Genomic DNA, 24,914 nt, shown 5'->3' on the forward strand with positions numbered 1-24,914 from the left:
AAAGCCCAAACCAGCAATTCGAAATGTGTCGAAGGCTGGCAGGTTTGGGCTCAGGGCTGCCGTTCTCCGCAGCAATCATAATTGACCGGTCGCAGCCCAATCCGGACAATTAATCCAATGTATGCAATTCCGCCTTGCGGACAAAGCTCCAATTCGCAGGTGAGCAGCCTTCCGGCCGCAGAACGTCAGAAATGCACAGAAAGCAGATTTTGGAAATCTACGAGAACGGCTCAGAAAAAATGTCTTTCGGCAAACGCCGAACGAGCAGAGGTTTGGTCAGGCAAACTTACTGTTCGCAATGTTCCAACAGAATCTCTGTTCTGAACCAAGAATGCTAGAGGATTGCGAAAAAGTTAGTTTCCGCACTTGGAGACCTAGATTTCTACAGGTCTGGCAAGGACGCGCGAATAGAAGGTCGATCCAAATCAGAAGGTCAATGCAAAAGCACGTACTTAAAACCTGGAACATGGCGAAAGCGTGATATGTCTTGCGGAGATGAGGATCTGAAGGTTAGTTACTAAGCCGCTGTTTCGTCCTCATTTATTCTAAAGAATATTGAGTACAGAGTCGGCACTACTATCAGCGTAAGAACGGTCGCAAAACTCAAACCGCAGATAATCACCACTGCGAGCGACTCAAAAAATGGATCCCACAGCAAAGGCATTACTCCAAGTACAGTAGTAAGTACTCCCAGTGCCACTGGGCGGACGCGTAGAACAGCTGAGTCGACAACAGCCTGCAATCGAGGTTTTCCACCAGCAATCTGAGTATCGGTTTCGTCAATAAGGACGATAGCGTTTTTGATTAGCATCCCCGTTAGAGACAAAATACCCAGTATTGCCATAAATTCGAGTGGCGTTCTGGTTGCCGCGAGCCCCCAGACGACTCCAATGAGAGCCAGAGGTACTGTCAACCATATGATCAGTGGCTGACGGACTGCATTAAACAAGAAGAAAACTACGACAATCATCGCTCCGAACCCAAGCGGCATAGTCGAAGCCAAACCGTCGTTTGCACTTTGCGAGTCCCCGTACTCACCCCTCCATTCAAGAGAATACCCACTCGGCAAATGGATTGCCTCTACGAATGGTCGGATTTGAGCGAAAAGGTCGCCTGAGAGTACTTCTGGTGCGTTATCGGCTTGTGCGGTGATTGCAAGCTTGCGGTCGATGCGCCTAAGGTTCCCAGCTTCGAAAACAAGGTCAAATCGGTCTACAACTTGAGATATCGGAATGTATCCTCCGGCTACATCGCTGTAAACTTGGATGTTTTTTAGGTCACTAATATTGTTTCGGTCTGCTTCGAATGGGCGCATTACTATGTCCAATAAGTTGTCGCCTTCGCGATAAATCCCTATAGGCGCCCCTACTTGATGCCAGTAAACTGCCCTAGATATCTCCGCTTGGGTGAGACCCAGCCTTCGGGCGTTTTCTGTGTCAATAACTGGTCGAATTACCTGTTTTTGTTCGCGCCAGTCGTCTTTTATCGCGATGGCTCCGTTTTCAGCAAATATCAGTTTTGCCTTTTCGGCGAGTTCGCGAAGCACAACGGGATCGGGTCCAGAAAATTCGACTTCGATTTTCGATCCACCTCCAGGACCCAATACAAACTTCCAAACTTTTGCATATGAGTCAGCGTACTTTTGGTTGATCCAAGACTGAATTTCCGGCTGCAATGCATCGATCCGCCGATAATCCTCCACGTCCACCAAAATTTGACCATAGGCGGGGTTCTGGTCTTCACTGTCGTATACCAACATGAAGCGTAAATGCCCGCTGCCCACGGAAAGATTTGTGGACGTGACACCAGGTAGAGTTAAGAGATGCGCTTCAATCTCTCGCATGTCCTGACTGGTTTGTTCAATGTCGGTTCCCTCTGGCAAAAAGTAATCCACCACAAATTGCGCCCTGGTGCTGTTGGGAAAGAAACCCGGCGGTACTAACGCAAACCCTGCGATTGCAGAGAAAAAGAGCGCAACAATAAGGCCCACCGTAAGGTGCCGGTATTGGATCGCATAAGCGAGGAGCGAACGATATGCACGGAGAATAGCATTCTCTGCAGGCGGTGTTTCCGAGGTTGGTTTCAGTAGCAGAGTACAAAAATAGGGTGTGAGCCATATCGCTATCAACCACGAAAAGAGCAAGGAAATCGTAATAGTCCAGAAGAGGCTCCCGGCGTATTCGCCCGTGTTGTCCGGTGAAAAGCCAATTGGAGAAAACGCCAAGAGTCCTACAACTGTTCCTCCGAGTAGCGGCCATTTGGTTTGATTTACGACAGTGATAGCAGCGTTGCTGGTGGCTTCGCCGCGTTGAACTCGGACCAACGTACCTTCGACAACGACAATAGCGTTATCAACCAGCATGCCGAGTGCAATGATTAGCGCGCCTAGTGAAATCCTTTGCATGTCCAGCCCCAATAGCTGCATACCGGCAAGCGTGCCTGCAACTGTGACCAACAGAATACCTCCCATCAGTATTCCGGATCTTAACCCCATGAAAATAAGCAATATGCCTACAACGATGATGAGCGCCAGAACCACGTTCATGACAAAGTCGTTGATCGATTCTTTTACCGAAGCAGACTGATCAGAGATTGGCAAAATCTGGATTCCGATTGGCCTAAGGTTCTCCAACTCGTTTATCCGTTGCTTCACTGCTTCGCCCATGTTCACAACGTTTCCGCCCAGGCTATTGGATATTCCAATTCCAATTGCAGGTTGGCCGTCCCGAAAAAGTAGGGGGCTTGCGGGTTCAACGTAACCGCGGGACACGGTTGCGATATCTGAAAGTCGAAATGATGCACCGCTACTCGGCACAGAAACGACTAGGTCTTTGATAGCGTCAATTGAGTCGACTGCCGCCGACGGCCGTATCTCTATGCGACGCGAGTTGGACTTGATGGAACCCGCCGGCGCTACGAGGTTTTGCCCCTCCAGAACTTGCCCAATTTTTTGTGGTGATATTCCAAGTTCTATTAACCTTGCTGGTGCGTATTCTACAAAGATTGCTTCATTCTGTTCACCACTTAAGACCACCTTGGAAACACCGCTGACGGCAACCAACTCCCTCTGGAGCTCCTTCGCGTACTCGTGGAGCTCGGCTATAGAATAGCCATCACCAACAATCGCGAAATACAAGGCATACACATCGCCGAAGTCATCGTAGACTTGCGATTGGAGTGAGTTCGGCGGCAGGCTAGTTTGAGCGTCAAGTATCTTTGCGCGCAATTGGGCAAATCTTGCGTGAAGTGACGGAAAATCAGGAGTTGTGGGGATTGTAAATTCGACCGTCACAGTGCTGAGTCCGGGTGATGAAACTGACTTCACCTCTTTTACCCCTAGGAGCTCTTGTAGAGCATTCTCAATCACCTCGGTGACTTCTTCTGCGACTTCTTCTGCAGTGGCACCCGGATAAGGTGTTATGACCTGAGCTTGCCTGATGATAAACTCAGGATCTTCGAAACGAGGAAGAGTTAAGTATGCAAAATAGCCAGCGACCAAGATGAGAATAGTCACCAACGCCGAAATTAGGCGCTTCTCAATTGCAAACCTAGCGAGATCCATTTGCTACTCACCAACTTTTGAAATCGGGCGAACTACCATGTCATCCAGCAGTTCGCTCAAGCCTGCGGTTACAACCATGTGTCCTTCTTCAAGGCCATCTTTTACGACCACGAAGTCGTCAGATATTTCTCCCAATTCAACTGGTTGGCGCTTAACGGTGTTGCTGGATCCATCCAACAGCCAGACATAAGGGGAACCGTCGGGGCTTGCCGCTAATGCTGAAAGTGGAACCACAACATGCGTGTCGCTTTGCCCGTCCGCCCTAATAATCACGCGCGCTACCATCCCAGGCAGTACAACCAAGTCTTCAGGCGGGGTTACTGATAGACGACCACGATAGGTTTGTGTCGCTGCGTCTGCTTGCGTTGAAAACTCGACAAGGTCTGCGTTCAATTCTACGCCCGGCAACGAGTCAAACGTAACCATACTAACAACATTGTCGAAGCCAATTGACGACATTGCGATTATGTCAGTGCCGGGCAAGTCATAACTTACATCCACGGTCGAAAGATCTTGGATTAAGGCGATGGTTTCACCGGCTTGAACATTACGGAAGTTGTCCACGTTGCGCTTGGCAATCGTTCCATCGAACGGCGCTCGAAGCGTAGCATCAGAAAGATCGTTTTTTGCCGATTGAACCTGTGTTTTTAGGCCACGGATCGACGCTTCCGCTGCAATTATCTCTTCGGGCCTCCCACCGACTCGACCAATTGTCAGCTGCTCTTCTCGCGACACCAGTTCGGCCTCTGCCAGACGAAAGGCAGCTTCACGTTGCTGGTATTGGGCAGTAGGGATTACACCCCTCTCCAAAAGCTGAGCTGAGCGGATGTATTCTTCGCGAGCTTGATCTCGTTGAGCTTTAGCGGCCTGTACCGAGGCTTCCAAAGCTGTAATTTCTTCAGGGCGTGCGCCTGACCTCAGTACAATTAGATTCGCCTCTGCCTCTTCTAGTTGGCTATTAAGTCTTGCTACCTCGACTTCGAAGTCTCGTGTGTCTAGCTGCGCAACAACGCCTTCCTGCACCACATTGCTAGAGGCCCTAATTGGTAATTCTATTATTCGTCCACTGACTCGAAAAGAGAGTTCAACTTCCCTCGAAGGGTAGACGATAGCGGGATAAATTCTTTCAAAATCAGATGAGGCTTTAAGAACAGTGAAGACTTTTGCTGGTCTTATCGCCGCGGAGGTATCTTGTGCTACAGCTACGATGGGAAAAGCACAAAATAAAACAGCCGCCAGTATCCCTAAGAAGTTCAGATGCATATTTTTCACCTTCTTATTCGAAGCTGCTCGCTTGTCGGGCATTTGCGATGGTCACAAGAAACTTCGCGAGAGAAGAGTTCGTTTGAACCAACTCTGCCTGCAACAGTAGACTTTCACAAATTTGGGTGAGCCAAAATGGCTCAGCGAAAATACCATGAATTGGAAACATTTTATTGTTGGATTACAAAGCGTAAGCTAAAATTCAACAAGAATGCTGCCGTCGCGAAACCCTGACCTGCCACTATGGTGTCAAGCGGTTTACGATTTCAGTAGAACTCAGAGCTACTGTTTTTTGGGGTGCGGCGCATAATTCAGGGAGATACTGCGCGTCTACTTGAGTAGATGTGAGAAGTAGCAAAAACTTGAAGGTAGGGTGTGTTGGCAATTAGAAAACAAGTTCTCAATCTTCAGTCTCTCTTCATAGCAATGGCTGCTGTGCAATTGGCTACTGCTGGATCTGGTACTTTGGTTCCACTTGCGTTTTCTGAAATTGGGGCATCTCAAGAAGCTGCTTCCGTGGCGGCGTCGGCATATTCGGCGGGATTCTTAGTCGGCTGCTTTGTCGTTGCCAGATCCATCGTTGATTTTGGCCATATCCGTGCATTTGCTTTTGGCGCAGCTATCGCGATCGCTGTGGCCATACTGTTTTCGGTTTCCACCAGTACGCCATTTCTTGTCTTCTTGCGTTTCCTTAGCGGTTTGGCGACTGCAGGGCTGTTTTCAATTGGCGACACTTGGTTGAATGAGACCGCAGCGGAAAAGACCCGTGGGAGTGTCCTCGCAGTCTATTCGATTGTCGTAGGCATAGTCGCGGTATTCAGTCAGTTCTTAGTCTTTGTAGTGCCTGGGGATATTCGAGAGGCATTCGTCTACGTCGCTTTGTTTTACTGCCTTTCAATTGCGGTTATCTCGACTACTCGATCAACGCCACCCAACAATGACACACCGGTACCCATTCGGGTGCGCGGTTTGTTCAAAGATGCACCAGCCGCGGCTGTGGGTGTTTTTGCTATTGGTATGGTATCTACAACGCTGTTGAGCGTAGTTCCCTACAGCGCTGCTCAGCTCGGGATCGAGATTATCAACGTGGCCATTATGGTCGCTTTAATCTATCTCGGGCGCGTTCTTTTCAGTTTCCGCTTGGTCGGCTATCCGACAAGATGGATCGCCGGATAGTAATTTTGATCGCATCGACCACTGCAACACTAGTTCTATTTGCTATGGGGATTCTCGTCGATGTGGACTATGACCACAACGTCAATTCATTCGATTACAACTCAGTCGGTTTCCTAATCCTTTCCATCATACTGGTGTTACTGGGTGGTAGCTTGCTCACCCTTTATTCTTTGCTTGTAGCGCACGCGTTAGACAGAACGGTTCCGGTCTTTGTGTCTTCGGCGGCGGTGACTATGCTTTTGGTTTGGACTTTAGGATCCATCACCGGTCCTCTGATCGCGAATGTCGCTACAACCTTCTTCGGTGACATTGCGCTCTATTGGGTGAATTTTGCGGTCATGTTTTGTTTTGCTTTGTATTTGGGACAAAGGGTATGGTCAGTTGACCCTGTTTCGCGTGCTGAGCAGACGTCTCACACTGATGTCCTACCAACCAGTACAGAAATGGCGCCGTCCGAGAAACGCTAATACTATGAAAATCAAGTTTCTTATTTCTGGTATTTGTTTGAAGGCGACCAATGAGTTGGGAACAAACAATGTGCCCCAAAGGTTAGAACTGAGATTAAAAAAAATGGTCCATTTTGATGATTTGGGCGTTTGTCCTAGCCTATCCCAAGTCAGTTAGTCGCGGGGGAGACGGGACGCATGTATTGGAAAAAACTCTTTGTCTTCCTTTTACTTTTCCAAGTGGCTTGCTCAAATATTTCGAGGACTCCAGTAAGCGCTACGGATCTCCAGGACCCACAAGTTCCAGGTATCGAAGGTGCTCGCTATTGGGCTGATGTTGCTCCGACAAATATCAGTGCGCTTCTAGAAACCTCGCTACGCCAGCGACAAGCATCGGGGGTTACTTCAGACTACACACTGACACTATCTGGTGGGGGCGAAGATGGAGCCTTCGCCGCTGGTATTCTTTCCGCATGGAGCGAAGCCGGTACTCGTCCAGAGTTTATGGCAGTTACAGGGGTTTCTACGGGCGCGTTGGCTGCGCCCTTCGCCTTTTTAGGAAGCGATTATGACGATGAACTCAAGAACCTGTACGGTGGGCTGCCACCGTCCCGAATTTTCAAAGGAAGGTTCATTACTGGGATTCTGAGTGGTGCTTCTGTGAAGAGTTCTGACCCATTAAGGCAACTCATCGAAAGTTACATTACTGACGACTTCCTAGCCAAGGTAGCTAACGAACATCGTCGTGGCCGACGCTTGTTGGTTCAATCGGTCAGCTTGGACGCGCAAAGGCCTGTGCTTTGGGACTTAGGCGCGATCGCAAACAGCGGGGCACCAAATGCAAAAAGGTTTTCGTAGATGTGCTGTTAGCTTCAGCCGCAATACCAGGCGTTTTCCCTCCCGTTTTAATCGACGTCGAAACTCAGGATGGTGTTAGGGATGAACTTCATGTTGATGGTGGTGTCTATTCTCAAACCGCTTACGTTCCAGGATGGGATATCCCAAGAAAATATGCTCGCGGAGGCAAACTATATGCGATCCGAAACGGCAAAGTTGAGCCAGAACTAAGAGTAATAAAACCGGGGGTCTTCCAAGTGTCCGCACGATCGCTTTCTACACTTATCAAAGCACAAGGCGTAGATGATCTCACGATTGCGTACAAACTAAGCCTGCAGAGAGGCGCAGATTACCAAGCTACTTGGATCGGAACAGATTTCGACTACCCGCTGGCTGAACCTTTCGATCCAGACTACATGCGAGCGCTGTTCGACTACGGCTATCAGCGTTTTAAGTCGGGGACACTTTGGAGCGATCGTCCGCCACGGTAAACCACAGAGGCTTCATGTCGCTAACGGGAACCTTGCTTAAGTCGACTTGCCAGTTGAACTACAACCATTAAAGTATTTGACTATGTCGATGAGTGAAACTGAGCGCAATCGGTTGCGTCTTTGGCGCCGCTGGCAAGTTACGTTTGATCATTTCAAGTATCCTCCCCCTATGCAGAGGGTGCATCAAGCACTTGTTATTCACCCTCAACCTTGGACAACGCGCGGTTTAGCCAAATACACAAACCTGCCTCAGACCAGCGTAAGACGACAGTTAAAGCTCTTAGCTGACCCGAACTTGCAGCGTGTTGACGATGGGTTTCAAATCACTGAGTTGGGATTGGCTCTAAACTGGACCGTGCATCGCGAACTCAAAAAGTTCGTCCGAGGGGGGCATCGTTTCAGCCAAAAACTTATTTCTGCACACAAGCAATCAACTGGAATGAACGGTGCCGGTGGGGCTGATTATGAATGGCTCGCCACGCATGTCTGGTGGCCGGTAATAGAGGCGCCGGAAATTCTGGACGCGTAGGTTGTTGGTTTGTTTTGTCCCCAAGTCCTTTGCGGCGAACGAACTCACTCCAAGTGTGCTAAGAAAAAAAGCTACTTGTGGCAAAGAGGTGTTGGGAATGGCGAAGAATAAGAAGATCTCTAAATAGTGCTATGAGACAGAACTGAAAAGGCTGCAGGTAGAGCTTTGCCACCTCCAAGGTTGAGTGCAGCAAACCAAAGCGAGAGTTGTCGTAGTTTTCGAAGGACGCGATGCCGCTGCAAAAGGTGGGGTTAGTCGCGCAGCGAAGTTAGGAGGCTGTTCATGGCAGAACCGATAGTGGTTGATAGTTTTATTGCTGTGACACTGGGCATCGTCGTGTACTTTCTCGGTTCCAGGCTCACAGAGCAGTTTGAGTTTTTACGCAAGTACTCAATCCCCGAGCCGGTTTCAGGGGGCTTGCTGGCTGCACTTGTGACGCTAGGCGTGGTGACTGCGACAGGTCGAGAAGTAGTTTATGATTTGGCTTCGCGCGACTCTTTGCTGATCTATTTCTTCACCACAATTGGGCTTAATGCCAGGTTTTCGGACCTAATTAAAGGCGGACCGCTTCTGGGCCTTATGCTTGTACTGACCATTGGGTACATGTTTGTCCAAAACGGAATAGGCGTTGTTGGGGCTTCACTATTTGGGTTGCCATCCCAAGCTGGTGTGATGATGGGAACTACATCTCTAATTGGTGGTCACGGTACCGCGATAGCGTGGGGCCCAGTGGTAGAAGAGCAATATGCTGTAGCGGGCGCAGCGGAACTCGGTATAGCAGCGGCGACGATCGGATTGATCATGGCGAGCCTGATAGGTGGTCCAATCGCCAGCTACTTGATCGCCCGTGACCAACTAGAACCAAGTGCGAAGGAAAAAACTGCGGCTACCAATTCCAACGAAGAAGGTAGTGGAGTGGTTGCTTCAAACGATCCAACCGGTGGTCCAACAAATCCTGGAATGATGAGAGCCATTCTTTGGACACATGTTGCAATTGTGATTGGTTACATTGCAGATGAATCGCTGGAGCTGACCGGAGCAAACTTGCCACTCTTCGTGCCATGCCTTCTTTCTGGTATTTTACTTGCAAACCTGACGCCCAGAGTTTTCCCAAAGATCAAAACACCAACGGGAACCGCTTCTTTGCAACTATTGCAAGACTTCTCGCTAGCGGTGTTTCTTTCAATGTCGCTGATGAGTATGCAACTTTGGACTTTGGCGGGTTCGGCTGGGGTTTTAGCCGTTACTATGACGCTTCAAGCTGCCGCTGCTGCTGTTTTTATCATTTTCGTTGTCTATCGAACGATGGGGCGAAACTACTTTGCTGGCGTGATGTCGGCTGGTTTCGCGGGTTTCGCTCTCGGAGCTACGCCAACGGCTATCGCAAACATGACTGCTGTGACGCACAAGTACGGCCCATCTCCGCTTGCCTTCATTGTGCTTCCGTTGGTTTCAGCTTTCTTTGTCGATATTGCTAATGCATTTATTATCCAAATGTTCGTTTCGAACCTACCTTAGGCTACGTAAAAGGCGTTCGGATGGGTGGCGATCTCTCTCCATCCGACGACGGCGCTGCGCCGAGTTTTCTGATCTTATCAGGCTTTAAAACCCGCCGAAAAGTGACCCAAGCAGGATGATTGCAATCAATGCAATCATCGGCACCAGAACAGCAACTACGAATATATCACCATATGCTTCTCGATGGGTCAGTCCACAAATACCGAGCACCGTGATCACCGCACCGTTATGGGGCAATGCGTCGAGAGCGCCCGAAGCGACAGATGTTACGCGATGCATGGCTTCCAACGAGGTATTGGTTGCGGCGGCAAGTTCGACAAATTGTGAACCTAATGCATCAAGAGCGATACTCATACCGCCAGAGGCAGAACCCGTGATCGCTGAGAGCGTCGTAACAGAAACCGCCACGGCAATAAGTGGATTGCCCTCACTCAAGCCCAGCATGGCATTTGTGATCGCCTGAAAAACCGGTAGTGCCGCTATAACGGCGCCAAAACCCACGAGACTGGCTGTGTTGAAGATCGGCAATACGGCCGCATCAGCTCCCTTGTTGAGGCTTGTTTTGACGCTTACCAGACGGGTCCAATTTGCTGCGAGCAGAAACAGGATCGAAGTGGTAAGTGCGACAATGATTGACCAAACGCCACGTACAGCCTCAATGGTTGTCTGACCAAACAACGGTTCGGCAAGATAACTGGCATCAAAACGCGGAACGGCTACCTGGATGAAGAGGAAATTAACCACGACCACAAGCACTACCGGGGTGATGGCCAGCGCGAAGCTCGGTTCAATCGTTTGAGGTGTATTGCTTGGTTCAATTTCGTTCAAGTCGAAGCCTTCGCCCTGGATCGCGTGCGCATCTCACTGTCCAGTTCGGGAAGCACCTCATCGTGTTGTCCATATCCTTCACCGGCAGCTTCTGCACGGGACGCGCGGCGGTTGAGCCACGCCATTCCTAGACCAGCCATGATGGCGGCCGCGATGATCCCAAGACCCGGTGCGGCGAAAGCCGTGGTTCCGAAGAATGGCATCGGGATGGCGTTCTGGATCGCAGGGGTGCCAGGTAGAGCCGACATCGTGAAAGTGAACGCGCCAAGCGCGAGCGCTCCGGGAATAAGCCGTTTGGGAATATCCGCGTCACGGAAGAGAGCGGCTGCGATCGGATAGATCGCGAATGCCACCACGAAGAGCGAAACCCCACCGTAGGTTAGTACGCCACAGCACAAGACGACCGCCAGAATGGCTTTGTCAGTGCCAAGCTTGGAGATCACCCAATGTGCGATCGAACGCGCCGAGCCGCTGTCGTCCATTAGCTTGCCGAAGATTGCACCAAGAAAGAACAGAGGAAAAAACGAAATGATGAAATCGCCTGTATTCGTCATGAATATCTGCGTGAAGCTGGCCAGCAGCGGCAATGCGCCCGTCAAAGCAGCTGCCAGCAAAGCAAGGAGCGGCGCCAATATCAGCAGCGTGACACCGCGGAACGCAAAGTACATGAGCAAAAAGAGCGAGAGTAGAACAGAGGCTATATCCATCATTTCTTGGCCTCCCGATCGGTACCTTCGGCCAGATGCGCCGGCTGGAGGCTTTCTTCAAAAATCTCTCTAGGCCGCCATGTTGAGGTCTTTCCAACGTCTGGCCACTCTGAGTTCACCCACGCGTCAGCAGTTTTACGCCCGATTTCGAAAAGGTAGTCCAGAAAGGCCATCTCTGCGTTCATCTTGCTGGACACGCCGAGGTCACACATAGCCCCGGATGCATGGATCCTGTGCAAGCGCCCATCGCGGTAAGCCGCGCGATCCAGATTGTCGTGTTCTATAATCTCCCAAAGGAACCCTAGAGAGCGTAATTCTTTCATCAAGCTGGCGTTGAACGTAATTTCATTAAGGCGATTTTCGATCTCATAGGGCGTTGTGGGAATTTCCGCGCGTTCGAACGGATTAATTTGAACAATGACAATGTCTCGCGCCTCGGTCTCGTCCACCAAGGGGAAGAGCGGTGGATTACCCATGTAACCGCCATCCCAATACGCTTCTCCGTCAATTTCCACAGCTTTGAAGACATGTGGAAGGCAGGCCGACGCCATGACCGCATCTGCACTTAGATCGGGTTGGCGAAAGACTTTAGGGCGCCCAGTCCGCACATTTGTAGCGGACAGAAAGATGCGCGGCCCTTCTGCTGAATTGATGGCTTCAAAATCAAAACAGTTCCGCACAATGTCCCGTAAGGGATTAATGTTGAGCGGATTGAACTGGTACGGTGACGCCATTTGACGTGTAAACTGGGAAATGATGAAGCCGGGAGAATGCTCCAGGCTCCAATCGCCTCGTAACCTGTTCCACAAAGTTCGTTTGTATGGACTCGCCCTGCTGGCCCGACTCACCTGTGTCCAATAGTGCCTAAGCAAGTTGCGAGCACCCTCAGGCCCAGCCTGTGTTAGGCCCTGTGCCAGGGCGACGGCATTCATTGCCCCGGCACTGGTGCCAGAAATGCCTACTATTTCAAGATCTTCAAGCTGCAGCAATCGATCCAGAACGCCCCAAGTGAAAGCGCCATGCGATCCACCACCCTGAAGAGCGATATCTATTTTTTTCTTAGGCACAACCGAAGCTCCATGAGACTTTATCGCACATGCACCACCACTATGCCGCATTGCAGCAATTGCTTAAAGCAAAAGAAACGGAATGCTTTGTTTGTCGCATTTTAGTGACCGCTTCGGGCTCAGAGCGGTCGCCCGATGCGCCAAGCATGAACGTCGGCTTTGCGGACAAAGCGGCCACTCTTTGCAAGAAATGAAATTGACGACTAGTTGTGGTATTAAGGCTCCCACAACCGGGGGGATGCCGCAATGAACAGAACTTGTAAAACATTCCTCGCGGGCGTGGCTGCGCTATGCGCCACCATGTCGACAGGTTCCGCTGAAATGATCCACTTGATGGCTCGAAAAGGCGATGTCGCAAAAGTTATGTCAGAAATCGAAAAAGGAGTGCCGGTGGATCTGCCGAGCACCACAGGCGCTCGTTTTGAAGGTTCGTCACCACTCGTAGTCGCATCTCGGTTCGGTCGTACCGACGTGGTCGCGGCCCTGTTGGAGGCTGGGGCCGACCCAAACTACTCTCTTCCCAATGCGGAGTAAGAAAAAACTTTTGCATACCCAATCCATGCTGCATCAAGCAACGGACACACAGAAGTTGTTCGATTGCTTTTGGAAGCCGGCGCTGATCCAACTGTCGTGGATCCTTGGCTTGGGACAGCACTGCATTTCGCCTCGTTGCGTGGGCACGACGAAATCGTGACCATGCTATTGGATGCTGGCGTACCTACAAGTGCCAGTATCCCTAGTGTGAAGCACTTGATTGGTAATGCCGATAGGGGCCGAGGAGAAACTCTGGCAGGTGCCTGCAAAGCCTGTCACAGCTTGGAGAACCATGGGCAATTTCAAGCCAATGAAGGTCCGCCACTTTGGGGAGTTCTCGGGCGCACCATTGGCTCGTACGATGGCTACGAGTACTCGACGGCTTTCTCAGCGACTTCAGGTGTCTGGGACTACGACAATCTCAACTCGCTTCTTGGGCGTCCACGAGAATACATTCCGGGAACAAAGATGGACTTAGATGGAGTTTGGTTTGATCAGGATCGCGCAGACTTGATTTCTTACCTCCGGACACTCGATGAAAACCCGGTCGCATTGCCTTAACAACCAATCGAAATTGAGCGTAGGATACGCGTTGGTGAGGTAAGAAGCAGCCATCAGAAAGAGCTCGTTGGGCGTCTGCTTTGCGGACAAAGAAGACCTTTAGAAAATACAAATCGCGACAATCTTTTATATGCCTGCTAGTCTGGAGGGGTGGGACCTACCAAACACATCGGCATGTCGATCGACCGATTTCTGAAGGAGATTGGACTCGAAGAGTATATCGATGTTTTCCGGGATGAGGCTGTGGAGCTCGAAACACTCCGGGATCTTCGCGATGAAGATTTGCGCTTGCTTAAAATGCCTCTCGGGCACCGAAAGAAGCTCCTTCGGGCAGCTGCAGCATTCGCACATGTCGAGAACACCCATACTGATGAAAAGCCAGAAAACCGGCGTGTCACAGTATTGTTTTCCGATCTAGTTGATTCAACGCGCTTGGCTCAGAAAATGTCGACCGAAGATTTGCGCGATTTGTTGGCCTCGTTTCACATGGCCAGCGCGCAAGCTATCGAACGGCAAGGTGGCCATGTCGCCAAGTATCTTGGCGATGGGCTGATGGCTTACTTTGGGTATCCAAACGCGCATGAAGATGACGCACTTCGTGCAGTCGAAGCTGCTCTCGCACTTAGGCATGCAGCGCGTAGCATTCCGTTGCCTGAAGGCGACGCCTTGCAGGTGCGCATAGGGATTCACACCGGTCGAGTCGTGGCGGGTGAAATGGGAGCGGGCCGCACGCGGGAGAAGCATTCAATTGTTGGTGAAGCGCCAATTGTCGCATCGCGACTCGAACAATTGGCCGAGGCAGACGAGATTTATGTTAGTGGTGCAGTACGTCTACTGGCCGAGGGTTTTGTGAACACCGAAGCCATCGGCGAACAAAAGCTGAAAGGAATTGATCACCCGCTTCGGGTGTTTCGTGTATTGGGCCGAACCAATGCCAAAAGCCGTATCGAAGCGCGCAGCGAACGTGGCCTGACCAAAATTGTAGGTCGAGGCGCTGAAATCGCCCTGCTGCAATCTCGGTGGCAAAGTGTCTGCGAGGGTGAGGGGCAGACAATCCTTCTGAGTGGAGAACCCGGCATCGGAAAGTCTCGCCTAGCCGCGCATCTTCACGATCGACTGATGCAAAGCAATTCTACGTCAGTGATTACACAGTGCTAGGAGCAACACAGCACTAGTGCGCTTTATCCTTTCATCACGTTGCTCGAAACGACCGCCGAAGTTTTGGACAACGATTCAAAGAAAACCCGACTATCGAAGCTGTCGGGCCACGTTGATTCCTTGCTCGGCAGCGAGGCCGCCAAAAGCGTCGAAGACTACCTGTCGATCGAAGATACCCCCATGGTTAGCGGTCAGCCAACACAGAAGCGCCGAAATTTCATTGCGGCTTTGTTGGATTGGCTGTGCCGACCAGCAAAAACGGATATGCCTGCCTGATTTTTGAAGATGCGCATTGGTCTGATCCCAGTTCGTTAAAATTGCTGACTCAACTGATTGCTCGCACACGCCAATTGCCAATACTTGTGGTCGTCACCTCGCGCCCTGGATTTGATCCCGAATGGGTTAGACAGCATAATGTGACAGCAATTTCACTGAACCGGTTGGGACGCAGAGCAAGCAGAGAAATTGTTCGCGAAAAACTACTCAGGGAACCAAGCTCCCGAGACCGCACCGAAGAAATTGTAACCAGGGCTGAGGGGTACCTCTGTTCCTCGAAGAGTTCTGTCGGGCTTTGCGCGACGGAGGTGAGAGGAACGGCATTTCAACGATACCTGAAACGCTAGACGAGTCCTTATCCACTCGCCTTGACGGTTTAGGCCAAGCCAAACGTCTTGCTCAAGTTGGCGCAATGTTGGGGCGCCGGGTTCCACGAGATCTTCTGGCCAACGTTTTGGACACAGACCCTGCCGACATTGAGCAAAACATTTCCAAGTTGGTAGATGCCGCTATCTTTGCGCGCGAGGACCACGGAGGTAAAGTTGAATACATGTTCACTCACGCTCTGGTTCAAGACGCAGCGCTAGCTAGCCTGTTGAAGCGCGAGCGCGAAAAGTTGCATGGTAAAATCGCTGATGCGTTGATCGGCCTAAGTGGAGACAGCAGGTTCCCAGCTGAGGCAATTGCGCGTCACCTCTTTGAGGCCAGGCGCTTTGATGAAGCGGTGCATCTGTGGTTCCATGCTGGACGCCTGATGCAGCAACGGTCGGCGGATCATGAAGCGATTAAGCATTTTCGCGAAGGTCTCGCAGCACTCAATATGCTCCCTCAGTCTGACGAACGGGACAGAAGAGAGCTTGAGCTTGTCATGGCGCTCGCACCTCTAATACTTGTCGTCAATGGCTGGAGTGCAAAAGAGACATATGAGATCTACGCGAAGGCAAGGGCTCTTTGCGAAAAACTTCGCGATCGCAGAGGTTTACTGCCAGTTAACTACGGTGAGTATCTGATACATGTGTCTAGGGCGGAATATGGTAGTGCGCTCGCTTTAGCCCAAGAGCTGCTGGCGCTTGCGGAGGAACTGGAAGACGAGGCAGGGCTTTTGCAAGGTCACCGGGTCGTCGCTTGGTGCTCTCTCTATTTGGGCAGATTGGCCGAGGCGGATACGCATGCTCAGAAGCTCCTTGCGATGTACGACCTGGATCGGCATCAGAAAGTCGCATTGGACTATGGCTATGATCCCCGCGTTGCTGGGCTGTCCATTCTGGCAATTATCTTTTCGTTGCGAGGAGAATGTGCAGAAGCAGAGCGACTTGGTGTTGAAGCGGTAGCCCACGCACGCAAGATTGGGCATGCAAGCAGCCTTGCGTACGCCCTGATGTTTGCATGCGCAATGTCGGCAGCAATGCGCGCAGACGCTGAGACGGCAAAGCATTACGGACAGCACCTGAAATCGTTAGCCGAAGAGCAGGAGAGTGAATTGTGGGCTGCTTATGCCGACGTGATACTTGGCTGGTCCGGTAAAAAAGGATCGGATGTCGTCCGCGCAGCTATCGACAGACTGTCTCTGACGGCCCGCAACCCATGGCTTCCGTTTTTCCAATCACTTTGCGCCGAACTCTTGATGTCTGAAGGAGAGCAGAGCACCGCACAGGATTTGCTACATGACGCTCTGTCATTCGTTGAGCGAAGCCAAGAGCGTAACTGGGAGCCGGAAATTTGTCGACTGCTTGCGCACACGTTGCCCGGTAAGAACGCAGGTCTTCGAGCTACAGAACGCGGCTGGCTGACGCGAGCAATCCAAGCCGCCACAAGAAATGGCGCAAGGGCCCTCGAACAGCGCGCTCGGCGTGATTTGTCGGAAGTCGATGACAGATTGCGAAGTGGATAGGCAAGTTTGCTGCTCGACTGTATTGGGATCGGGGCAGTCATTCGCTCAATGGCAACGAATGTCTAACTTGCGGACAAAGCTATCGCTCGCCGGGCATGAGCTAGTATCTGCATTGGCTGATAGAACCTATTTCGATTCTGTTATTCGAAACGTCAACTTGTATCTGCCATACGGGCGCTGCTTAGAACAGTTTGACTAACCGTCAAATTCCAAACCCTTCATTAATTCGAAGACTTGGCTACGCATCCACGCCGCCATCGGGGCGTTGTCAAAACGCTTGTGCCAGATGCCGATGATCAACGCCGGTTCAATATGCATCGGAGGTTCGAACACGTTCAGTTCGAATGTCTTGGCCACTTTCTTTGCAAGCTGCGCGGGTACAAGCGCGATGAGGTCGCTTTCGCTAACCGCACGGCAAACGCCACTAAAGACGGGCACTGTCATAGCAACCTGTCGCTGTTTTCCGACGCGATTAAGGGCAGCATCGCCCATCGCAGCCAGATTCCCTTCTGGGGAAAACAAGACGTGGTGGAGTGCGCAGAACGTATCCATGTGCATCTGCGTTCCTTTCTGAAGCTCCTCAAGCTTTGGATTTCCCTTGCGAGCTATCACGTGGAACGGCGAATGGAAGAGTGGCTCCCGATTGACCCAGTCCGGCAGGAGCAAATCTGGGATCAGTGCTATGTCAGCGTTGCGTCGTTCAAGACTGGCCACATAGTCATTCGGAACCAGATCAACCAGCTGCGCTCGTAGATTGGGCGCTGACTTTTGCAGGAGATCTCCTAAGGGTGGCATCAGGAGTTCCGCGAAAAAATCGCTGGCGGCGATCCGGAAAGTGCCTTCAGCGGTTCGCGGATCAAAGGTAGCTGGCGGAGCTAGCAGAGCCGCAAGACGTTCGAGTTCTTCGCGCAAACTGGATTCAATCCTGGACGCATAATCGGTAGCGACCAAACGGTTTCCCTGCCGGACAAAAAGGGGGTCGTCCAAAGCATGACGAAGACGCGACAATGCTCCGGAGACTGCGGATTGCGACATGCCGAGCTTGTCGGCCGCCTTGACAGTTGAGCCTTCGCTAAAGAGGGCGTCCAACACGCGCAAAAGATTGAGGTCCAATGTAGCAAAATTCACCTGACCGATATCCTATATTAGATATTGCGGTTTGCCTGATAGGTTGGCTTTCGGATAGGCTTCTGTCAACGGAAGCGCTTTCGTTTCAATCCGATGCTAATGGAGAGAAACGATGAAGGACATGGCCCAAATCGACGGAGCCATCGAATGGCTCGGCGTAAAATACAAAACCATCCTCGGCCCAGAACAGACAGGCGGCGATATGTCCATCGTCGACAGCTGGTCCCCTGCGGGTAGCGGACCTCCGCGCCATGTGCATCACAACGAAGACGAAACCTTCGTGATCCTCACCGGCGCATGCAAGTTCTGGTTGGAAGGCAAAGAGTTTACCGCAGGGGCCGGCGAAAGCGTATTCATCCCACGAGGCAAGGAGCATACCTTCAAGGTGACAGACGACGAACCTAGCCGCCATCTCGTGATCCTGACACCGGGCGGATTCGAAGGTTTCTTTTCCGACATGGCAGCCGGTCAGTGCCGTATTCCCGAGGACATGCCTGCTATCGAAGAGAGCGCCAAACGGCACAACATGGCCTTCACTGGCCCGCCGTTGGATTGATGCCATGACTGGGAAACACATCGTCTATCATATCCCCGTCTGTCCCTTTTCGCAGCGACTGGAAATCCTACTGGCGCTGCGCGGACTGACGGATGCCGTAGAGTTTCATGTAGTAGACATCACCAAGCCACGAGATCCAGAATTGCTAGCCAAGACCAGAGGGACGACAGCCTTGCCCGTGCTGGAAACCAGCGACGGCCGCATATTGAAGGAAAGTCTCGTGATCCTGCGCTATCTTGATGAGACACTACCAGGGACACCTTTGCGCCGCGGTAATCCTGCCGAGCACGCCATCGAGTCTATGCTGATTTCCCGCGAAGGACCCTTCACAATGGCGGGCTATCTCTTTGTCATGAATCAGGATCAGGCGCGCCGAGATGAGCATTTGAATAAACTTCTCGCGCTCTATCGAGACCTTGATGATTTCCTAGCTCATCATAATCCGACTGGCCCATTCTTGTTCGAGGACTTCGGTTTGGCAGAGGCTGTTTTTACCCCAATGTTCAAGCGGTTTTGGTTCCTTGACTACTACGAAGGGTTCACACTACCCGTTGGCAAAGACTATGACCGGGTACGAGCGTGGCGTGATGCATGCATGGCGCATCCAGAAACAGCGCAGGTGACCGAAGAAGAGATCGTCAAGCTTTACTACGACTACGCGCTCGGGGCCGGAAACGGTGCCTTGCCTAACGGCCGCAGCGTTTCAAGTTTCACCTTCGAACCGCCCGGCAGTCAAGGCCCATGCCCCCGAGGGAAAAGTATGCGGTTACAGCCACCGACAAAGAGCTGGGCCTTGTCGCCTGACGATTGATTAGATGCCCAGTACCGGACATTAGTGCGCGGCGCGGCATTGGAAAAATGGGCTCCATGCGGTCATCTACGTGTTTCTGTCGGACAACAGCTTTGCCGGCTGACTGATCTTTTGCGTGGTCAATTCCATTCTATGCCACATCGTGCTTAAATGTGGCAGGAGGATTGGCCATGTGGCATTTGCCCTGGCTCGACCAAGAGTATCTCAACCGCATTAGACACATATTTCCGAAGCTACGCGGGGTAGGGCGTGTCGATGACCACCGCGCTCCTAGCGGCATCATCCATGTCATTCGTAAAGGCCCACGATGTCCGGGTGCACTATTCAAGTATGGGTCGCATATGAACCACTGAACCGGTTTGTCTTGCGGTTACACCAAAGTGTCTTCAAAGACATCTGACATGTTAAGGTTTGCTAAGGTTTGCAAAGGTTGTGTAACGAAGAGCTGGGAAAGATCGCTCATCGGTCTCTTCGCAGCCGCTCATACCGATGATGACGAAATGTTCCGGCAGCTCGTGGCAGCGGGGACAAATGTCACCGCGAGGGACTCGCAAGGCCGCACACCAGCCCATGTGGCAGCCTTTGCTTCAGAGGACGAGGCATTGCGTGCGCTAGGCGAGAAGCGCGCCGATATGAATGCGCTTGACGGTCAGGCCAGCGACTTGGTCACGATTGCGGCCGTTCCATCAGTGAGCAGGGTTGCTCGATGGTGAGCGGTACCTCGTTCAGTGGGCACCGTTGAAAGCTGGCGCCGGAGCGGCTGGTTGGTCAGGATCGGTAGCCGAGTTCGCAAAGGCGCCGCGCGCGGCCAATATGGTGTCCAGACAGATCACGCCGTTAGCAAAAAGACAGTTTCGTCAGTGGGTGCTGGAACTGAAAGAACAAGAGAAACAGGTGGTCGCGTTTGAACCGTGTGGTTAGAAAACTGTGTGATCTGATGAAAAGGAGCGAGGCGGGTTTCAGTGGTTTTCCCGTCTTTCTTTTTCATTATGAACACACCAATGGCAGCAAGTAACGATGATCGGGCTGCAACACTGATCGAATCCCTCTCCGGCAAGTGGTTGAGGCAAGTCTGTTCAACGACGCCGATCTGTCTGATCGCATCCAGGCAGGTCATACCTGGCGCCATCAACACCTCAACCTGCTGCAACTTCAAGGTAATCTCTTCGGGCTTCAACCGCTGGTTTGCCGTTCTTGGTCCTCCGTATTCTAAACATAGCGGTGGACCAGTTCAGTTGCGGAGGCTTATACCCACTGTGCCAAAGGGCCTGACACCCAGCTGGAGGTTACAACACTTTTCTCATTCAGTTTGGTCCTCAGAACGGCCACCAAAGTGCTCACTCGCAAGTGCCTTAAAACCCATGATGAACTTGCTCTGAAGATCTCTGTGATACGCAAGTACAACGTTTAGGGGACGCAGGGTTTCGACCAACTGCAGCGCTTTTATCGTGCCTCCGCTATATGTCGTCGTCGACTCGGGCAGCATTATCAAAAACGAAAATCCGAACTCCTCAGCTACGGCACTGCGCACGGTTTCAAGAGAATTCGACGCATAGGCTATGTCTGGATAGAGGGCCGCCTCTCTCAGCAAATCTTCGAAATAGGTCCGGCTGCCTGGCCCGTCGAACATGACATATGGAATATCGCGCAAGTCAGATAGTCGAACCTCTTCATTTTGTGCCAGCGGATGGTTCGAAGAAATAATAACTTTCGGCTGCAAAGCGGCCAGTCTGACGATCTCCAGCCCATCCAGTGACCAGCCCCTGTCGTATGTCAGAGCCAGATCAATCTCTCCGTTTCGCAGCGCATCACCAAGTTCAGCCAGACCATACTCTTGTTGAAACACCCGGACATCCGGATAAGTGTGTTGGAATTTTCGAATGAGCGTCGGAAGGAAAAAGGGTGAAAGGGTCCGAAATGCGCCCAGCCGAAGTTCGCCCGCCGTTTCCGAAAGCAGTGCCTTTGCCTGAGTGCCGACACGTTCAGCCTGCGCTTCAAGTTCCTTGACATGTTCCAGAAACAGGCGCCCCTGAAGCGTGAGCGACAAGCCCCGAGCATGGTGGCGATTGAACAGGACCAACCCGGTGACATCTTCAAGCTTTTGTATCGCCTGCGCGACCGAAGGCTGCGAAATGTTCAGCACACGCGCGGCCTGTGCAATGCCGCCGTATTCGGCGACGGTTCGAAAATAGGTGCATTGGCGCAAAGTGAAGCGAACCATATTTTACCTTCTTAAAGGCCATCTTTTTTAAGTTTTTATATTTTTCAGTTCGAGTGCAACATGAAATCGTCCGAGGATGACAGGCTGTCTTAGCCTGCAAATCGGGGTCACCGCATGATTGAGGAGCCACCCATGTCGTTAGACCAGGCAGTTACTGAATTGTTGAATGCCGCTCATCGGCCGATGGAAGACGCGGTTGCCATGCCTCCTTCTGTCTACACAAGTCAGGATTTCCTGCGCAGTGAGTTGGACAATGTTTTTGGCAAGGACTGGGTCTGCGTTGGACGTTCCAGCCGATTGGCAAATCCCGGTGACTACATTGCCCTTGAAGTCGCGGAACAACCCATCGTCGTGCTTCGGGGCAAGTCCGAAGAGCTGAAAGCGTTTTCGAATGTTTGTTTGCACCGCATGTCGACGATCGTGGAAGGCGAAGGGAACGCCCGCGTTCTGGTCTGCCCGTATCATGCCTGGACCTACGATCTGGAAGGCAACCTGCGCGGCGCACCGTTCATGAAAGAGACGACGGGTTTTTGCAAAGAAAGCTACAAGCTCCCCAAAATCCGCTGCGAGGAATGGCTGGGCTGGATTTACGTGACCCTGAACCCGGATTCAGCCCCGGTGGCCCAGCAACTGTCCGAACTGGAAGAGATGGTGTCCCAGTACGGAATGGAGAACTATGTCGAGTGCTTCCGCGAGACCCATGTCTGGGACACGAACTGGAAGGTTCTGGCAGAGAACTTCATGGAGAGCTACCACCTGCCTGTGTGTCACGCCCAGACAGTTGGGGGCCATTCCAAACTGGAGGAGATGGATTGCCCGCCTGGGCTGAAGCACTTCAATTATCACTGGATCACCAAAGAGGCGTCGCTGCCGATGGGCAACGCCCATCCGGACAACACGCGCCTTGAGGGCGATTGGCGCAAGACCACCGCTCTGCTGACGCTTTACCCAAGTCACCTGATTACTCTGACGCCGGGATACTTCTGGTATCTTTCGTTGCACCCAAAAGGCACGGGCCAGGTCTCGATTGTCTATGGCGGCGGTTTGTCACCCGAATTCATGGCGGACCCGAAGGCGGATGAATATATCGCGACACTGAAGAAGCTGCTGGATGACGTGAATGACGAAGACCGCGGCTGTACGGAAAAAGTGTTCAAGGGTCTGAACTCCGGCGCGGCGCGGGCCGGACATCTCTCTTACCTCGAACGACCGATCTACGACTTCACGCAGTATCTGGCCGAGAAGACGGCCGGGTTCAACCGCGTCTTCGGACAGGAGGCCGCGCAGTAAAATGCAAATGGTTCGAAAGCAGCGGGTTGCTGAGATGGTGGGAATGCTCCATCAGGTCGCGGCCCTGCCAGAGTCGCAAGCGCAGTGCTTGCCCGGATGGTTTTACACGGATCCCGAGTTCTTTGATTTCGAGGTGAAAACATTCCTGAGCAAGGAGTGGCATTGCCTTGGCCGTGCCGACGAAATCCCAAGTGCCGGGGACTACTTTACAGCGCAGCTTTTCGACGAACCCCTGCTGGTCGTTCGCGGGGATGACGAGCAAGTCAGAATCTTGTCGAACCTGTGCCGCCATCGGGGCATGCCGATTGCCGAAGGGTCTGGTTCAACCCGTAAGTTTGTCTGCAGCTACCATGCGTGGAGCTATGCGCGAGACGGTGAGCTTTTGAACGCGCCGCGCATGCGAGACAAAGGCGTCAAAAAGGGCAGTTGCGCCTTACCGGAATTTCGCTGTGAGCAGTGGAACGGCTTTGTCTATGTCAATCTGGACGATGATGCAGAGCCGCTGGCGCCGCGCCTTGAGCAACTGGAAGTTCTGCTTGGCAACTATCAGACGGACAGGATGCGCCATGTTGCAACGTTTGAAGAAGACTGGCACACGAACTGGAAGTGCCTTGTCGAGAATTTCATGGAAGCGTACCACCTCTCGGTCGTGCATCCGGAAACGCTGCATCCCTACACGCCGACGGGTTTAAGCCGAAAGGCCTTATCCGACGACACGTTCACGGCTTATTGTGCCAACTACCCATCAAGCGCAGAATCCCGTGGCTTGGGCGCGCCAGGGCTGAGCGATGACGAACGCCGCCGCTCAACCTTGTTCAATGTCTTCCCCGCTCAGGTGGCCAGCCAGGCCGCGACATTGCTAGTTTCTTTGTCCATCAAACCTTTGTCCGTGGATTGCATCCGGGTGCGATGGACGATGTCGACCTATGGCGACGAGCTGACCCAGGATGAGTTGGAAGAACGCATCAAGTTATGGCACGAGGTAAATCGCGAGGATCGCGAGAAGCTGGAGAAAATGCAATCGGCGCTCAGTTCGCGCCACGCGCCGTCCGGCCATCTCGCGCCAAGCGACTATGAAGGAACCATATGGGATTTTTACCGTTACCTGTCGCGACAATTCCCTGCATGATAAAAAATGGAGGCCAGTGGATATACCTGTGTCTTTCAACATATCTCGGAACCTGTCGTCGTCGTGGTGGCGATCTCCGAGCAAACGGTCCACATTTGGTGGGCAACTGATCAGGACCCGAGCACCGATTTGATCGCTGATCTGCCCCGTCGGCAACGAACAGGTTGAGCGGGCGCCTATAGCTGTCGCAAATGGCATCAAGCTTGGTATTCAAGCCGCCTTTGGTTCTCCCGATCCGGCGACTAACCTTTATTGCGCGACCATGCTCGTCGCGGCGCGGAGTGACCTGAGATACTTGCGCAGGCTCAGCTGAACGCATGATGTTCGTCTGTTCCTATCGATCTTGACGGCCTTCTCTTTGCTGTGCTCGGCGGCAAGAACGGCCATCCTCCGGGCGAAAACACCGTCTTGTTCCAATGCTTCCACCGGCTGCAATGGGTCTTTTGCAGACCGTCGGATTCCGGATCGTCCCGCCATCCCAAACCGCCGCCATTGATGAAGATAATCTCGGCAAACACGCTTTTGGCATCTACCCGAGGCTTGCCCTGTGACTTCCGGAAATAAGGAGCGAGCTTGGCCATCTGCTCAATGGTCAGCCAATTCAGGTCGCTCATGTCGCGGCTCGGTTTTCGAACCGTGAACCTCCCATCGCAGGAAAAAATACATCCTGACCCTGGTGAGCCATTGCCCTGTTTGCCATCGGGATAATGGTTTCCGACGCAGGCGGGAAGTAGCCCACAGCACCTGAGTGGTTCCGATCCGTGTAATTTCACCCTTAACTGTAATCAATTTGCTGCTCTCACAGGAATTGTTGCCCGCATGCCAGGTAAACGGAAAGGCCAATATGGTTTTCTGGTCTTCGGGTTGAGGGTTTATCTGTCTGAAAGTTGAAATAATTACAGTAGCTTAACTTTCTTCGCGCGACTTTAGATCAG

24 protein-coding genes and 2 pseudogenes are annotated in these 24,914 nt (G+C 52.1%); 17 read left to right on the top strand and 9 right to left on the bottom strand.

The window, feature by feature from the left end; all coding sequences use genetic code 11:
- Positions 1-517: 517 nt before the first annotated feature.
- Entirely contained in the window at positions 518-3,562 is a 3,045-nt protein-coding gene (locus tag ACR3EQ_RS19760) for an efflux RND transporter permease subunit (protein WP_480491699.1), read from the bottom strand.
- Positions 3,563-3,565: 3 nt separating this feature from the next.
- Positions 3,566-4,867, bottom strand: coding sequence for an efflux RND transporter periplasmic adaptor subunit (locus tag ACR3EQ_RS19765; RefSeq protein WP_480491701.1), 1,302 nt, complete (start codon positions 4,865-4,867; stop codon positions 3,566-3,568).
- A gap of 336 nt (positions 4,868-5,203) precedes the next feature.
- Between ACR3EQ_RS19765 and ACR3EQ_RS19770 the strand changes: the two genes are divergently transcribed.
- From ACR3EQ_RS19770 to gltS, 7 genes are all read left to right on the top strand, one after another.
- The gene (locus tag ACR3EQ_RS19770; RefSeq protein WP_480491703.1) at positions 5,204-6,001 is read left to right on the top strand and encodes an MFS transporter; all 798 of its coding nucleotides are present in this window, start codon (positions 5,204-5,206) and stop codon (positions 5,999-6,001) included.
- Positions 6,002-6,006: 5 nt separating this feature from the next.
- Positions 6,007-6,468, top strand: coding sequence for a hypothetical protein (locus tag ACR3EQ_RS19775; protein WP_480491704.1), 462 nt, complete (start codon positions 6,007-6,009; stop codon positions 6,466-6,468).
- Between the two features lie 177 nt (positions 6,469-6,645).
- Complete coding sequence (locus tag ACR3EQ_RS19780; RefSeq protein ID WP_480491706.1) at positions 6,646-7,305, top strand: patatin-like phospholipase family protein; 660 nt, start codon at positions 6,646-6,648, stop codon at positions 7,303-7,305.
- A 2-nt stretch (positions 7,306-7,307) separates the two neighbouring features.
- The gene (locus ACR3EQ_RS19785; protein WP_480491707.1) at positions 7,308-7,775 is read left to right on the top strand and encodes a patatin-like phospholipase family protein; all 468 of its coding nucleotides are present in this window, start codon (positions 7,308-7,310) and stop codon (positions 7,773-7,775) included.
- Between the two features lie 88 nt (positions 7,776-7,863).
- Positions 7,864-8,304 carry a hypothetical protein gene (locus ACR3EQ_RS19790; protein WP_170682580.1) on the top strand — a complete coding sequence of 147 codons (441 nt, stop codon included), beginning with the start codon at positions 7,864-7,866 and terminating at the stop codon, positions 8,302-8,304.
- 184 nt (positions 8,305-8,488) lie between these two features.
- Entirely contained in the window at positions 8,489-8,602 is a 114-nt protein-coding gene (locus tag ACR3EQ_RS19795) for a hypothetical protein (RefSeq protein ID WP_480442377.1), read from the top strand.
- Positions 8,587-9,822, top strand: coding sequence for a sodium/glutamate symporter (gltS, locus tag ACR3EQ_RS19800; protein WP_170682581.1), 1,236 nt, complete (start codon positions 8,587-8,589; stop codon positions 9,820-9,822). The genes ACR3EQ_RS19795 and gltS overlap by 16 nt, the downstream gene beginning before the upstream one ends.
- A gap of 84 nt (positions 9,823-9,906) precedes the next feature.
- On the opposite strand, the gene ACR3EQ_RS19805 is transcribed toward gltS, so the two are convergent.
- Genes ACR3EQ_RS19805 through ACR3EQ_RS19815 form a run of 3 tightly spaced genes read right to left on the bottom strand, consistent with a single transcriptional unit; the run spans position 9,907 to position 12,424 of the window.
- Positions 9,907-10,650, bottom strand: a complete 744-nt coding sequence (locus tag ACR3EQ_RS19805; RefSeq protein ID WP_480491708.1) for a GntP family permease — start codon at positions 10,648-10,650, stop codon at positions 9,907-9,909.
- A complete protein-coding gene (locus tag ACR3EQ_RS19810) occupies positions 10,647-11,360 on the bottom strand; it encodes a GntP family permease (protein ID WP_480491710.1) in 714 nt (237 codons plus the stop codon). Before ACR3EQ_RS19810 ends, ACR3EQ_RS19805 begins: the two co-directional genes overlap by 4 nt.
- Positions 11,357-12,424 carry a patatin-like phospholipase family protein gene (locus ACR3EQ_RS19815; protein ID WP_480489534.1) on the bottom strand — a complete coding sequence of 356 codons (1,068 nt, stop codon included), beginning with the start codon at positions 12,422-12,424 and terminating at the stop codon, positions 11,357-11,359. Before ACR3EQ_RS19815 ends, ACR3EQ_RS19810 begins: the two co-directional genes overlap by 4 nt.
- Positions 12,425-12,453: 29 nt before the next feature.
- Here ACR3EQ_RS19815 and ACR3EQ_RS19820 point away from each other — a divergent pair, with 29 nt between their 5' ends.
- From ACR3EQ_RS19820 to ACR3EQ_RS19840, 5 genes are all read left to right on the top strand, one after another.
- Positions 12,454-12,618 carry a hypothetical protein gene (locus tag ACR3EQ_RS19820; RefSeq protein WP_480489535.1) on the top strand — a complete coding sequence of 55 codons (165 nt, stop codon included), beginning with the start codon at positions 12,454-12,456 and terminating at the stop codon, positions 12,616-12,618.
- 52 nt (positions 12,619-12,670) lie between these two features.
- A complete protein-coding gene (locus ACR3EQ_RS19825) occupies positions 12,671-12,958 on the top strand; it encodes an ankyrin repeat domain-containing protein (protein ID WP_170617665.1) in 288 nt (95 codons plus the stop codon).
- Between the two features lie 21 nt (positions 12,959-12,979).
- Positions 12,980-13,519, top strand: a complete 540-nt coding sequence (locus ACR3EQ_RS19830; RefSeq protein WP_480491721.1) for an ankyrin repeat domain-containing protein — start codon at positions 12,980-12,982, stop codon at positions 13,517-13,519.
- Positions 13,520-13,693: 174 nt separating this feature from the next.
- On the top strand, positions 13,694-14,677 hold the full coding sequence (locus ACR3EQ_RS19835; protein WP_480489536.1) for an adenylate/guanylate cyclase domain-containing protein: 984 nt from the start codon (positions 13,694-13,696) through the stop codon (positions 14,675-14,677).
- A 730-nt stretch (positions 14,678-15,407) separates the two neighbouring features.
- A complete protein-coding gene (locus ACR3EQ_RS19840) occupies positions 15,408-16,844 on the top strand; it encodes an ATP-binding protein (protein ID WP_480491711.1) in 1,437 nt (478 codons plus the stop codon).
- A gap of 195 nt (positions 16,845-17,039) precedes the next feature.
- Here the strand turns inward: ACR3EQ_RS19840 and ACR3EQ_RS19845 are convergent, their stop codons facing one another.
- Positions 17,040-17,972 carry a LysR family transcriptional regulator gene (locus tag ACR3EQ_RS19845; RefSeq protein WP_170615136.1) on the bottom strand — a complete coding sequence of 311 codons (933 nt, stop codon included), beginning with the start codon at positions 17,970-17,972 and terminating at the stop codon, positions 17,040-17,042.
- A gap of 112 nt (positions 17,973-18,084) precedes the next feature.
- On the opposite strand from ACR3EQ_RS19845, the gene ACR3EQ_RS19850 reads away from it, so the two are divergent.
- The 3 genes from ACR3EQ_RS19850 (at position 18,085) to ACR3EQ_RS19860 (ending at position 20,052) form a co-directional block, all read left to right on the top strand.
- Positions 18,085-18,528 (top strand): cupin domain-containing protein, encoded by a 444-nt coding sequence (locus ACR3EQ_RS19850; RefSeq protein WP_170615138.1) that lies wholly within the window; start codon positions 18,085-18,087, stop codon positions 18,526-18,528.
- Between the two features lie 4 nt (positions 18,529-18,532).
- Positions 18,533-19,339, top strand: coding sequence for a glutathione S-transferase family protein (locus ACR3EQ_RS19855; RefSeq protein ID WP_480491713.1), 807 nt, complete (start codon positions 18,533-18,535; stop codon positions 19,337-19,339).
- Between the two features lie 401 nt (positions 19,340-19,740).
- Entirely contained in the window at positions 19,741-20,052 is a 312-nt protein-coding gene (locus ACR3EQ_RS19860; RefSeq protein ID WP_480441412.1) for an ankyrin repeat domain-containing protein, read from the top strand.
- 116 nt (positions 20,053-20,168) lie between these two features.
- Here ACR3EQ_RS19860 and ACR3EQ_RS19865 read toward each other — a convergent pair whose 3' ends face one another.
- Together ACR3EQ_RS19865 and ACR3EQ_RS19870 are read right to left on the bottom strand one after the other, a co-directional pair.
- A complete protein-coding gene (locus ACR3EQ_RS19865; RefSeq protein WP_170615141.1) occupies positions 20,169-20,495 on the bottom strand; it encodes a hypothetical protein in 327 nt (108 codons plus the stop codon).
- A gap of 144 nt (positions 20,496-20,639) precedes the next feature.
- A complete protein-coding gene (locus ACR3EQ_RS19870; protein WP_170615143.1) occupies positions 20,640-21,560 on the bottom strand; it encodes a LysR substrate-binding domain-containing protein in 921 nt (306 codons plus the stop codon).
- Between the two features lie 132 nt (positions 21,561-21,692).
- Here ACR3EQ_RS19870 and ACR3EQ_RS19875 point away from each other — a divergent pair, with 132 nt between their 5' ends.
- Complete coding sequence (locus ACR3EQ_RS19875; RefSeq protein ID WP_170615146.1) at positions 21,693-22,850, top strand: SRPBCC family protein; 1,158 nt, start codon at positions 21,693-21,695, stop codon at positions 22,848-22,850.
- Between the two features lie 43 nt (positions 22,851-22,893).
- A pseudogene (locus ACR3EQ_RS19880) lies at positions 22,894-23,907 on the top strand (aromatic ring-hydroxylating oxygenase subunit alpha); the annotation flags it as partial.
- On the opposite strand, the pseudogene ACR3EQ_RS19885 reads toward ACR3EQ_RS19880, so the two are convergent.
- A pseudogene (locus tag ACR3EQ_RS19885) lies at positions 23,821-24,593 on the bottom strand (transposase). The pseudogenes ACR3EQ_RS19880 and ACR3EQ_RS19885 overlap by 87 nt on opposite strands.
- Positions 24,594-24,914 lie beyond the last annotated feature (321 nt).

Source organism: Ruegeria sp. AN11, assembly GCF_056536005.1.

Coding starts and splice junctions, on each gene's coding strand:
- ACR3EQ_RS19790 (WP_170682580.1), top strand. CDS start 7,864: ATGAGTGAAACTGAGCGCAATCGGTTGCGTCTTTGGCGCCGCTGGCAA.
- ACR3EQ_RS19810 (WP_480491710.1), bottom strand. CDS start 11,360: ATGATGGATATAGCCTCTGTTCTACTCTCGCTCTTTTTGCTCATGTAC.
- ACR3EQ_RS19850 (WP_170615138.1), top strand. CDS start 18,085: ATGAAGGACATGGCCCAAATCGACGGAGCCATCGAATGGCTCGGCGTA.
- ACR3EQ_RS19835 (WP_480489536.1), top strand. CDS start 13,694: ATGTCGATCGACCGATTTCTGAAGGAGATTGGACTCGAAGAGTATATC.
- ACR3EQ_RS19765 (WP_480491701.1), bottom strand. CDS start 4,867: ATGCCCGACAAGCGAGCAGCTTCGAATAAGAAGGTGAAAAATATGCAT.
- gltS (WP_170682581.1), top strand. CDS start 8,587: ATGGCAGAACCGATAGTGGTTGATAGTTTTATTGCTGTGACACTGGGC.
- ACR3EQ_RS19760 (WP_480491699.1), bottom strand. CDS start 3,562: ATGGATCTCGCTAGGTTTGCAATTGAGAAGCGCCTAATTTCGGCGTTG.
- ACR3EQ_RS19780 (WP_480491706.1), top strand. CDS start 6,646: ATGTATTGGAAAAAACTCTTTGTCTTCCTTTTACTTTTCCAAGTGGCT.
- ACR3EQ_RS19820 (WP_480489535.1), top strand. CDS start 12,454: ATGCACCACCACTATGCCGCATTGCAGCAATTGCTTAAAGCAAAAGAA.
- ACR3EQ_RS19860 (WP_480441412.1), top strand. CDS start 19,741: ATGTTAAGGTTTGCTAAGGTTTGCAAAGGTTGTGTAACGAAGAGCTGG.
- ACR3EQ_RS19855 (WP_480491713.1), top strand. CDS start 18,533: ATGACTGGGAAACACATCGTCTATCATATCCCCGTCTGTCCCTTTTCG.
- ACR3EQ_RS19825 (WP_170617665.1), top strand. CDS start 12,671: ATGAACAGAACTTGTAAAACATTCCTCGCGGGCGTGGCTGCGCTATGC.
- ACR3EQ_RS19870 (WP_170615143.1), bottom strand. CDS start 21,560: ATGGTTCGCTTCACTTTGCGCCAATGCACCTATTTTCGAACCGTCGCC.
- ACR3EQ_RS19875 (WP_170615146.1), top strand. CDS start 21,693: ATGTCGTTAGACCAGGCAGTTACTGAATTGTTGAATGCCGCTCATCGG.